Origin of the sequence: Listeria cossartiae subsp. cossartiae, from assembly GCF_014224155.1 — a bacterium.
GTDB lineage: Bacteria > Bacillota > Bacilli > Lactobacillales > Listeriaceae > Listeria > Listeria cossartiae.
Window position 1 is genome coordinate 669,752 of sequence record NZ_JAASUI010000001.1, and the last position, 11,967, is coordinate 681,718.

The 11,967-nt window shown below is 39.2% G+C and carries 10 protein-coding genes; all 10 read left to right on the plus strand.

Annotation, left to right across the window (positions count from 1 at the left end; translation table 11 throughout):
• The first annotated feature begins 29 nt into the window (after positions 1-29).
• Positions 30-842 carry a formate/nitrite transporter family protein gene (locus tag HCJ30_RS03440; RefSeq protein WP_003721480.1) on the plus strand — a complete coding sequence of 271 codons (813 nt, stop codon included), beginning with the start codon at positions 30-32 and terminating at the stop codon, positions 840-842.
• Between the two features lie 201 nt (positions 843-1,043).
• Entirely contained in the window at positions 1,044-2,510 is a 1,467-nt protein-coding gene (locus HCJ30_RS03445; RefSeq protein ID WP_185390983.1) for an NAD-dependent succinate-semialdehyde dehydrogenase, read from the plus strand.
• A gap of 142 nt (positions 2,511-2,652) precedes the next feature.
• Positions 2,653-2,958, plus strand: a complete 306-nt coding sequence (locus tag HCJ30_RS03450; RefSeq protein WP_003732400.1) for a PTS sugar transporter subunit IIB — start codon at positions 2,653-2,655, stop codon at positions 2,956-2,958.
• A gap of 4 nt (positions 2,959-2,962) precedes the next feature.
• Positions 2,963-4,231: a PTS sugar transporter subunit IIC gene (locus tag HCJ30_RS03455; RefSeq protein WP_185390984.1), complete on the plus strand. Its 1,269-nt coding sequence runs from the start codon at positions 2,963-2,965 to the stop codon at positions 4,229-4,231.
• A gap of 14 nt (positions 4,232-4,245) precedes the next feature.
• Complete coding sequence (locus HCJ30_RS03460) at positions 4,246-4,596, plus strand: PTS lactose/cellobiose transporter subunit IIA (RefSeq protein ID WP_185390985.1); 351 nt, start codon at positions 4,246-4,248, stop codon at positions 4,594-4,596.
• An 11-nt stretch (positions 4,597-4,607) separates the two neighbouring features.
• Positions 4,608-6,059 (plus strand): glycoside hydrolase family 1 protein, encoded by a 1,452-nt coding sequence (locus HCJ30_RS03465; protein WP_185390986.1) that lies wholly within the window; start codon positions 4,608-4,610, stop codon positions 6,057-6,059.
• 71 nt (positions 6,060-6,130) lie between these two features.
• Positions 6,131-8,029: a BglG family transcription antiterminator gene (locus HCJ30_RS03470; protein WP_185390987.1), complete on the plus strand. Its 1,899-nt coding sequence runs from the start codon at positions 6,131-6,133 to the stop codon at positions 8,027-8,029.
• Positions 8,030-8,309: 280 nt separating this feature from the next.
• Positions 8,310-9,881, plus strand: a complete 1,572-nt coding sequence (locus HCJ30_RS03475) for a Vga family ABC-F type ribosomal protection protein (protein WP_185390988.1) — start codon at positions 8,310-8,312, stop codon at positions 9,879-9,881.
• Positions 9,882-10,002: 121 nt separating this feature from the next.
• Positions 10,003-11,034 carry a permease gene (locus tag HCJ30_RS03480; protein ID WP_185390989.1) on the plus strand — a complete coding sequence of 344 codons (1,032 nt, stop codon included), beginning with the start codon at positions 10,003-10,005 and terminating at the stop codon, positions 11,032-11,034.
• A gap of 18 nt (positions 11,035-11,052) precedes the next feature.
• Positions 11,053-11,892, plus strand: coding sequence for a TIGR03943 family putative permease subunit (locus HCJ30_RS03485; protein WP_185390990.1), 840 nt, complete (start codon positions 11,053-11,055; stop codon positions 11,890-11,892).
• Positions 11,893-11,967: the final 75 nt, after the last annotated feature.

Here is an 11,967-nt window from a genome sequence, read left to right on the forward strand (position 1 = left end):
ATTATTTTAACAAGAAGGAAGGGATTTATGTGGGATATTACAGCCCGCAGGAAGTAACAGAGATTACGATTGAGAAAGGGACCCAAAAAGCAAATTCCAGTACATTAACGCTCGTTTTACTAGGATTTTTGGGTGGGGCTTTTATATCGCTTGGTTACTTATTATACATACGTGCAGTAGGAACTATGCCTCACGAATGGGGAAGTTTTGCAACGCTGATTGGCGCGAGTCTTTTTCCAGTTGGACTTGTTTGTATTTTGCTAGGTGGAGGCGAATTAATCACTGGCAACATGATGGCCGTAGCGATTGCTTGGTATGACAAAAAAATTTCCTTCCAACAACTACTTAGAAACTGGGCGATTGTATCCGTGATGAACTTAGTCGGCGCCTTTTTCGTCGCTTATTTCTTTGGACATTTCGTCGGCTTAACAGAAGGCGATTTCTTACCGAAAACCCTTGCCACAGCTGGTGCAAAAATTAACGATCCTTTCTGGGTTGCTTTTGTTTCCGGTATTGGTTGTAACTGGTTTGTAGGTATTGCTGTTTGGCTTTGTTACGCGGCCAAAGACTTCGCTGGGAAAATTCTCGGTATTTGGTTCCCGGTCATGGCATTTGTCGCTATCGGATTCCAGCACGTTGTCGCCAACATGTTTATTATTCCAGCCGCGATTTTCGCTGGTTACTATTCATGGGCAGATTTCATTTGGAACGTCATCCCCGTTTATTTAGGAAATGTCGTTGGTGGAGCAGTATTCGTCAGCCTATTCTACTTCCTTGCCTATAAGAAAAACGCACCGAAAAAAGTAAAAGAAGAAATTCATCAACCAATTGAAGAAAATTAAGCCAAAAAGCTAGTTGCATTCCGTGTAACTAGCTTTTTTTATAAAAAATTAAATACTTTCTCAGTCCTATCATGCCAGGATAGAATCACTTTTTCCAGAAGCCATTTGCCCAAAATCCTGATTAGTTTTTTTGATTTGTGGAAAACACTAATATAAGCAGCACGAAGCATCGGCAGAAAAATTGATGGAGGAGTGGTATTTTTGAGTATTAAAGAAACAGCATTACCAAAAGTTCAAACAAAATTATTTATAAATGGAAAATGGATAGATGGAGATAATAAGGAAACGAAAGATATCGTCAACCCAGCAACCGGCGACGTTATCGCAAAAATCGCTCAAGCAGGACCAGCTGAAACAAAACAAGCGATTAAAGCCGCCAAAGATGCCTTTCCAGATTGGGCAAAAATGGAACTTGCAGACCGCGTCAAATTATTACACAAAATTGCGGACTTAATGGAAGAAAAAGCAGATACGCTGGCAAAAATTATGACGCTTGAACAAGGTAAACCACTAAAAGAATCTAAAGGAGAAGTCCTAGTTGGTGCAGAAAACTTCCGATTTGCCGCAGAAGAAGCAAGACGATTATATGGTGAAACGATTCCGGCTCCAAATAATCATGCCTTTATCGTCAAAAAACAACCAATTGGCGTAGTCGCTGCGATTACCCCATGGAATTTCCCGGGAGGTATGGTGACACGGAAACTCGCTCCGGCACTGGCAACAGGTAATACTATCGTGCTAAAACCATCCGGCGATACACCACTTTCGGCGCTCGCCATCTTTGAAATTTTTGAAGAAGCAGGCTTGCCAAAAGGTGTTGCAAATATCGTTATGGGTAGCTCGAAAGAAATCGGTGAAACGTTGACAGATAGCGATGATGTCCGCAAATTAACTTTCACAGGTTCTACCAAAGTCGGTCAAACACTATTTAAACAATCCGCCGACACATTGAAGAAAATTTCGCTTGAACTTGGTGGACATGCGCCGTTTATCGTATTTGACGATGCCAACCTTGATGCAGCCGTTAATGATTTAGTCGCAGCTAAATTCCGCAACAACGGTCAAGTTTGCGTATCTCCAAACCGAATTTTCGTCGCCAAAGAAATCAAAGAAAAATTCACGAAAGCATTAGTTGCAAAAGTAGAGCAATTAAAAGTCGGCAACGGTTTAGACGATGTGAATGTCGGTCCACTTATCCGCGAAGATGCGATTGATAAAATCGACAAACAACTGAAAGACGCCACTGACAAAGGCGCGCAAGTCCTTACCGGTGGCGGTCGCTTAACCGGCTCAGACTATGACAAAGGTAACTTCTACAAACCAACCGTCTTAGATAACGTCACTCGTAAAATGGACATTTTCTATGAAGAAACATTCGGGCCAGTCATTCCGCTCATCACTTTTGAAACAGAAGATGAAGCAATTGAAATGGCGAATGACAGCGAATTTGGTCTCGCATCTTACTTCTATACAAAAGATTTAGCGCGCGTCGAAAAAGTTGGCGCAGCACTAGAATACGGAATGGTCGGCGCAAACGAGATTGCGATTTCCAACCCAGAAACCCCATTCGGCGGCGTCAAACATTCTGGCTTTGGTCGCGAAAATGGCCATTACGGAATGGAAGAATACATCCAAGTGAAATTCATCAATTTAAAATATCGTGATTAACACTTGTTAGTAAGGAACTCCTTCGCGGCATGCGGAGGGGTTCTTTTTTACGCGCTTTCCTACCAGTAGGAAAAAAACATATTTGTAAGCGGATTCAGTCGTTTATATAATAAGAGTAAGTTAAGGAAAGGGAGGATACAAAATGAAAAACATTTTACTTATTTGTGGATCAGGGGCTTCAAGTGGTTTTATGGCAGCAGCAATTAGAAAAGCAGCAAAAAAACGCGGGGAACAAGTAACCGTAAAAGCAGCGAGTGAGTCGCAAATTGATGAAAGAATAAATGAAATTGATTACTTATTAATCGGGCCACATTTGGCTTATATGTTAGATGATTTAAAACAAAAAGTTGCCGATAAAGATGTTTTAGTATCAATTATTCCGCAAGCAACATACGGCACGCTTAACGGCGAAAAAGCACTTGATCTCATTTTAAATATGGAGGGATAAAACGATGAACAACAAAGTGATGGATTTTATGACAAACAAATTTGCTCCAAAAGTAAATAAAGTTGTTAAAAATCCTTGGGTATCAGCAATTCAAGATGCAATTATGTCTGCGCTTCCGCTCGTTTTTGTCGGTTCTTTAGTCACCATCGTTTCATTACTTAAAAATTTATTCCCCGGCATGCCTGATTTTTCGATGATAAGCAATTTTTCATTTGGGATGTTCGGTCTAGTCGTAGCATTTTTAATCCCATACTATGTTATGGAGAAAAAAGGCAATAGCAGTCAAAAGTTAATTTCCGGAGCCACTGGACTTGTATTATTTTTAATGTTACTATTTCCAACCATTTCAGCAGATGGTGATGCGGTTTTCATTTTATCTAGATTTGGAGCCACTGGGATGTTTTTATCAATTACAACTGGATTATTCGTTGGCTGTGTAATGAACTTTGCTGCGAAGCGTTCGTTTTTCAGTGAAGATACACCGATTCCTGATTTCGTTGTCGGCTGGTTTAATAGTTTATTACCAATTACGTTTATTCTCATTGTCGGTTGGTTAATTACCGTTCAATTTAACATTGATTTCTTTGAAGTGATTGTTGCAGTATTTAGCCCACTCGCTTCAATTGTACAGTCATATCCAGGTTTTGTGCTTTCGGTATTCATTCCCGCTTTCCTTTATACATTTGGGATTTCTGGGTGGGTGATGATGCCAGCGATTTATCCAGTGTACATGGCTGGACTCGCGGAAAATTCACAAGCCGTTGCAAATGGAGCAAGTGCATCCAATATCGCAACACAAGAAACAGTATACGCATTAATTTCCATCGGTGGAGTAGGAACAACCTTGTCGCTATCCATTATGATGTTGATTTTAAGTAAATCATTACAACTTAAAGCAATCGGAAAAGCCGTCATCGTCCCATCGATTTTTAACATCAACGAACCACTATTCTTCGGGGCACCAATTGCCTTTAACCCATACTTAATGATTCCAACGTGGATCAACGCTTTCCTAGTACCAAGCATCGCCTATTTTGTGATGTCGATGAACTTAGTAAGCATTCCCTCGCAATCATTCTTGCTATGGTACATGCCTTACCCAGTGACATCCTACTTAGCAACACAAGACTTCCGCGCTATCATTGCTTGTTTAGCGATTATCGTCATCACATGGCTCGTATACCTGCCATTCTTCAAAGCATACGATAACTCCCTACTCAAACAAGAAAAACTAGATGCAGTGGAAGCAGATAAAGAAATGGTAACCAATTGATTGGAGGAACTAACATGTCAGAGCAAGACTATGTTGAAGAAACAGATAGTTTAAATGAACTATCGATGAATATTTTAATCCATGCAGGAAACGCTAGAAATGATTTAGTAAAAGGACTGAATCATTTAGAGGAACTAGAATTTAATGAGGCCGAGGAATCCATTGCCGCTGCGAAAAAAGAAATTGTTATTGCGCATAGTCTACAAACAGATACGTTACAACTAGAAGCAACAGGCAACCAAATCCGTTATTCCACACTATTCTGCCATGCACAAGATACACTCATGACAGCCAAAAGTGAAATATTAATCGGCGAGCATATGCTGCGTTTATTCAAGAAAATGACCGAACTAACTAAAAAATAGGAGGTACAAGCATGTTCGAAAATTATCAATTCCCGAAAGACTTCTTATGGGGTGGAGCAATTGCCGCCAATCAAGCAGAAGGCGCATTTAAAGTAGATGGAAAAGGAATTAGTTTAGCAGATTTACACAAATATCATAAAGGGAAAACAAATGATGAAATTAGCGAAGAACAACATAAAGGAGTAAGTTTAGCGGATATTAAAGCAAGCATAGAAGACAAAGTAAATTATTATCCGAAACGTCACGGTATCGATTTTTATCATACTTATCCAGAAGATTTGGCTTTGCTTGCTGAAATGGGCTTTAAAACATTCCGAACTTCACTGGACTGGACACGAATTTTCCCAACTGGCGAAGAAGAGGAACCGAATGAAGCAGGGCTAAAATATTATGACCAACTCATCGACAAAATTATCGAACTTGGAATGGAACCAATCATTACGATTTTACATTATGAAACTCCAGTTGAAATCGTTTTAAAACACGGTGGCTGGCATAATCGCAAAGTCATCGATCTATTTGAAAAATACGGCAAAACTGTACTAGAACGCTACAACAAAAAAGTAAAATATTGGATTGTCATTAACCAAATTAATTTAATCCAATTTGAACCATTCAACTCGACAGCCATTCCATATGATGCGGTAGATGATTATTTATCTGCAACTTACCAAGCAGTCCACAATCAATTTGTTGCTAGCGCGAAAATTTATGAATACGGAAAAGCACTGAATCCTGATTTAATGATTGGTACGATGCTCGCTGATTGTACGGCCTATCCATTCTCATGCGATCCAGATGATATCGTGCTCGCAATGAAACGCAATCGAATGGAATATTTCTTCGCAGACGTGCAATTCCAAGGCGAATATCCGCAATATGCATTGAACTATTTTGCCGAAAATAATATTAATATTGAAATCACAGACGAAGACAAAGCCATTTTGCAAAAAAATACGATGGACTATCTTGCACTTTCCTATTATTATTCGCAAATGGTAGATTCCAAGAAAAACGATTTGGACCCAGCGTCGATTACACCAAATCCACATCTAAAAGCCAATCCGTGGGGCTGGGCAGTCGATCCAAAAGGGCTATATAACGCATTGTCGCAGTACTGGGACAGATACCATAAACCAATTATTATCGCTGAAAATGGTTTCGGCATGTATGACAAATTGGAAAATGGCGAAATCCACGATGATTACCGGATTGATTATTTATCCGCCCATCTAAAAGAAATGAAACGCGCAATGTATGACGGCGTGGAAATCATTGCATACTGCGCTTGGGGCCCAATTGATATCGTTAGTTGTTCTTCCGCGCAAATGGAAAAAAGATATGGTTTCATTTACGTTGATTTAGACAACGAAGGAAACGGCACAGGCAAAAGAATTAAAAAAGATAGCTTTTCATGGTATAAAAAAGTAATAGAGTCTAATGGGGAAGACTTAGAAGCTTAATGTAATAGAGCGCCAGTTGTAGTAGTTGATAGCTAATACAACTGGCTTTCGGTATATAGGGGGAACAGGAAATGGATACGCAAAAAGAAATATTAGCTTATTTGCATAAACAAGAAAATAAGTGGGTTACCTCCAATGAATTAGCAGATTTTTGCGGGTGTACAACACGGACCATTCGCAATAATATTTACAAAATAAACGAAGCAACACCAGGTGTAATTAACTCCGCCAAACAAGGCTATCAAATCAACCCAAACATCCAACCGGAAGTCCAAACAGAAAGTGATGCCGCGGAACGAAAATCCAAACTTTTACTAGAACTCATTAAAAATTCGACAAAAGGCGTTGATTTATTCGACCTCGCGGATATTTTATTTATTTCAGAAGTCACCTTAAAAAAAGACATCCAACAATTAAAAAGCGAACTAAAAGAAGCCGATGTCCAAATCGTCATTGATAAAAACCAAGTAAAACTAATCGGCAAAGAACGCGCCAAAAGAAAATACATGATTTCCTTATTATATGAAGAAGGCGGCTATCGCGAGAGCATCAAAAGCCACATCCAAGAAATGATTGAATTTGTTTCGATCGACAAACTGCAAAACATCGTCAAAGAAGTCCTAGCGAGCGAATCGATTACAACCAATCAATACTCGATGATGAATATCGTGCTGCATTACGCCATTAGCATCGTTCGGATTCAACAAGGCAACACCCTCATCGAAACGCAAAAAACACTCATCCACAAGCACTCCAAAGAATACGAAATCTCGAAAAAAATTGCTGACATTCTTTCCGAAGAATACCAAATCCATTTTTCAGAAGCAGAAACGAAGCAACTAGGACTTTTATATGTCGGTCTGCAAAATGAACAATCCGCCAACGCCAATCAAGCCGAATTAGATCAATTTGTCGATAAAAACATCATCGAGGCACTTAAAATCGTCCTCACAAATGTAGAAGAAACCTACCTGATTGATCTGCAAAACGAGCAACTTTTTATCAAACTAGCTATCCATATTCAAAGTTTATACTATCGTTCTCGCTATAAAGCCTACACAAGAAATTTAAGTTTGCTTGATATTAAAACGTCCTATCCCGTCACATTTGATATCGCTGTTTACATTTCCTCCTTATTACAAGAAAAACTAGCAATTGATTTTAACGAAGACGAAATTTCCTTTATCGCGCTGCATATCGGTTCTTTTTTAGAAAGCGAAAACCGTGATAATATTCGTTTGGAAATTGGCATTTTAGTCGACGATTATCACGATTTAAGAGCAAATATGCTGAAAAAACTACAATCATTATTCGAAAACGAAGCAACTATCAAAGTAATGGAAAACGAGGCGTACGAAGAAGATTTCGATATCATTTTAACGACCAATCGAGATGTCGCCCTTGAAAAAGCAGGTTCGATTTTCATTCACCCGCTACTAACAACAAAAGACATCAAAAAAATCACAAGCCGCATTCGCACTAAAAAGAAAATACTCGAAAATAACATACTCGGACAACAAATCGACCACTACATCGTCCAGTCGCTCTATTCCAACCAAATCGACCCCTCAGAACTAACACCCGCAAAAATCAGAGAACAAATGATTTCTAAAATGGAAAAACAAGCTTTCGTCACAACCGATTTTAAGAAAAAAGTAGAAAAAAGAGAACAAATGGCGCCAACCAGTTTCCCGTCAGGCATCGCTATCCCTCACTCTATCAAAAACGATGCCCTACGCAGTGGCGTTTCCATAATGACATTGCAAGAACCGATTTACTGGAATGACGTCAAAGTAAAAATAATCGCGCTCGTCGCCATCAGCAAAAAAGACGCAAATGAGTTCAATGATTTTTTCGAGAAGTTTGTAGAAATCGTTTCCGAACCAATCAACGCCAAACGATTATCCATGGCAGAAAGCTTCGAAGAGTTCATCCGAAAACTAAAAATGATGATTGAAGAAAGCGAATAAACCTGGCCGTGTATTTATAGTACACGGCTTATTTCGGTTGAAGTAACGAGCAAAGTGCGTTATAATAAAACCATCAAACGAAAAGGAGTGTTATCTTAAGCCAATGAAATTCTAATCCTGTACTATATGAAAAAATGAAGAAAGCTATCCAATTTTTGGGTAGAAACTATTTTTTCGGACGGGATTCGTATGTTCATTTCGCATGATAACTCTAGCTCTAAGCCTTTTTTGGCGTAGCTTCGCGAATTCCTCTCTGAAAATATTCAGGAGGTTATTTTTTATGTCTATAATCGAAATTAATCAATTAAAAATAGAAGTAGGGGACAGAACGCTAGTCGAAATCCCTCATTTACTCGTCCACAAAAAAGCAAGAATTGGCATCATCGGTCAAAACGGTCTTGGAAAAACGACGCTCATGGAAGTAATCGCTGGCGAGAGAGAAGCCACATCAGGCAGCATAACAACACACGGCAAACTCGCTTATATTAAACAACTCCCTAACGAAAAAAGCACCAAAAGCGGCGGCGAAAAAACAAGAAAAGCCATCCAACATGCGATGCGTCAAAATCCAAGTGTTCTCTTAGCAGACGAACCAACGAGCAACCTTGACGTTGACAGCGTAAAACATTTAGAACGCCAATGGAGCGATTTTCACGGTGCGCTACTAATTATCTCGCATGACCGCGCCTTTTTAAACGCCCTTTGCACAGAAATATGGGAAATTAAAAATCAAAATATCCACGTTTATAAAGGGAATTATCAAGCTTATTTAGAACAAAAAGAGCAACAAGAAAATCAAGCCGAACTTGCCTACAAAGAATTTAAAAACAAAAAGAAACAACTAGAAGCATCCCAAAACTATCACGAAATCGAAGCAGGGCGGATTGTTAAACCGGGAAAACGCTTGAACAACAAAGAAGCCAGCGCCTTTAAAGCCGGTAAAGGCACGCAACAAAAGAAACAACATAGTACAATCAAAGCGTTAGAAAAACGAATCGAACGGCTCGGAAATGTCGAAAAACCACATACGACAAAGCCAATTAAAATCATCACCCCAGAAAATCGCATCATCAAAAAAGGCAACACGATACTAAGCGCGAAAGAAACGACCTACAAAATCGCCGGGCGCCAACTTTTTGAAACAAACGCCTTTTCAATCAAAGCGGGTGATAAAGTAGCACTTATCGGTGAAAACGCAAGCGGGAAAACGACCTTTTTAAGAGAAATAATCCAAGAAAACCCAGCACTCACTTGCAATGCTCAAGCTAAAATCGCCTATTTTGACCAAGAACTAAAAGGTCTAGATCTAACCAAAACACTTTTAGAAAACATCACAGAGAAGAGCGTCCAAACTAAACAAGTGAACCGAGAAGTACTCGGAAGCATGCATTTTAAAGAAAGTGACTTGCCTAAAAAAGTAAGCATGCTCTCTGGCGGGGAACGAGTGAAATTACTTCTCAGCATGCTCCTTGTCAGTGATGCCAATTTCCTGATTCTCGATGAACCAACCAATTATTTGGATATCTATGCAATGGAAGCCTTAGAGACATTAATCAAACAGTTTAGCGGAACCGTTTTATTCGTTTCCCATGACAGAACCTTTGTAAAGCAAGTCGCAGAGGAATTGCTCGTCATCGAAAATAACGAAATGACGTTTCATCGTATGACATTTGCAGAATATGAAGAAAGCAAAGCGCCAAGCCGAATCACAGAAGAAGATAAATTGATTTTAGAAATGCGCATGTCCGAAATAGCCGCCAAGCTAATGCAACCGAATTTAAAGCCGGCTGAAAAGGCAATGCTCGAACAAGATTACCAAGAAATTATCACAAAAAGACAACAATTTAGTTAAATTGTTGTCTTTTTATTCAAGCAAAACAAAAAATATAGTCAGTTATCTTTTACTTGATTTCTGCAAAAGATAGGCTTAGAATCAAATAGTTATTAAAAAGAGGACAGAAAGAAGGAATCCCATGTTTAGTCATCTACCGGATTCATTCCTACAAATGAATACCATTTTTATTTCGATTTTGATTGAGGCACTGCCGTTTGTGTTAATTGGTGTTTTTATTGCTGGCTTTATTCAAATGTTTATATCAGAACAATTCATTGCCCGAGTTATCCCGAAAAACAAATTTCTCGCCGTCATTGTTGGCTCGTTTATTGGTATATTTTTCCCTTCCTGCGAATGCGGGATCGTTCCAATCGTTCGTAATTTACTAGCAAAAGGTGTACCGCTTCATGCCGGAATTGCCTTCATGCTCACAGCGCCGATTATTAATCCAGTAGTATTATTTTCGACGTATGTTGCCTTTGGAAGCACCTGGGAAGTTCCGCTGTTGCGTGTTGCTGGAAGCCTAGTCGTCGCGCTCGTTGTCGGAAATATTATCGCTTATTTTTATAAAGGAACAGGCTTGAAAGACCGCTTTTTAAAATATGAAGCTGCTAGTGAAAAAGTAGCCGTTCCAGCTGGAAATCTAGCACTTGCTGGCGGACCTGCGGAAAGTACGACAACTAACTTTCAAGCACTAACAACCGAAGCCGCATCTCATAACGCTCATGCGCACCACCATCATCACGGTGAAGAGCACACACATGCAAAAATGACTTTAAATCAGAAAATCTGGCATACCGTACAGCACGCGGTCGACGAATTTTTTTCCGTCGGTAAGTATCTCGTGTTTGGAGCATTGATTGCCGCTGCGATGCAAACATACATTAAAACATCCACACTCGTGTCAATTGGTCATGGTCCGATTTTATCCATCTTACTTATGATGGTTCTGGCCTTTGTATTATCGCTATGCTCCGAAGCAGATGCCTTTATTGGTGCCTCTTTCCGTAGTGTTTTTTCCACGCAATCGATCGTTGCATTTTTAGTGTTTGGTCCGATGCTCGATATTAAAAATTTAATGATGATGTTAGGAGCATTTAAAGCAAAATTTGTCTTATTAATTGTTACTAGTGTAACGATTGTTGTCTTTTTATACGCCCTAGTAATTTAACCGAAAGTAGGTGAGCAGATGTTTCGCGTATTCATTTTATTTGGATTTGGTTTTTATTTGATGCAGTTACATATTTCTGGTGATATCAGTAAATATATTAATATGAAGTACGCTTATTTATCGTTTTCCGCGATGATTGCCGCATTTTTACTGGCGATTATTCAACTAATTATGGTTTTTCGCGACGAAGATATTGGCGCCAAAACAGAACATATGGGGCATATCCATGACGGTGAAAATACGATTTTGAAAAAAATTATGGTATATGGTTTACTTTCTTACGCCTTAATCGCCGGTTTCCTTTTCCCAGTCGCAACGCTTGATTCAACTATCGTCTCCGCTAAAGGATTCCATTTTCCGAAAAACAATGCTGCTGGTGATGACCCATACGCTCAAAATCAATTTTTACGACCGGATACGAGTGGCTATTTTGGCGAAACGGACTATGAAAAAATGATGGCGAAAGAAAAAGCCGAAATCATCGACCAAAATCCCATCAAAGTCAATGATAGTAATTATTTAATGACGATGGAAATTCTCTACAATTATCCAGGCGAATTTACTGGCAAACAAATCGAATTTACCGGATTTGTCTATAATGATGAAGTCACCAAAGATAATAACTTATTCCTGTTCCGCTTTGGAATTATTCACTGCGTCGCCGATTCAGGTGTGTTCGGAATGCTCGTTCAAATGCCCGAAAAGACCAATTTGAAAAACGATACATGGCTTACCGTAAAAGGAACCATCACCCAAGAATATTATTCACCTTTTAAAATGAATATCCCATCTGTGCAAGTAGAAAGCTATAAAGAAGTAGCAAAACCAAAATCAGTTTATGTCTATCGTAAATATTAAATCGCTACTTGCGGATTTATGCAGCTTGCGTTATCCTTAAATAAAGCTGTTTACGTTTTCACGAATGAATAAAAG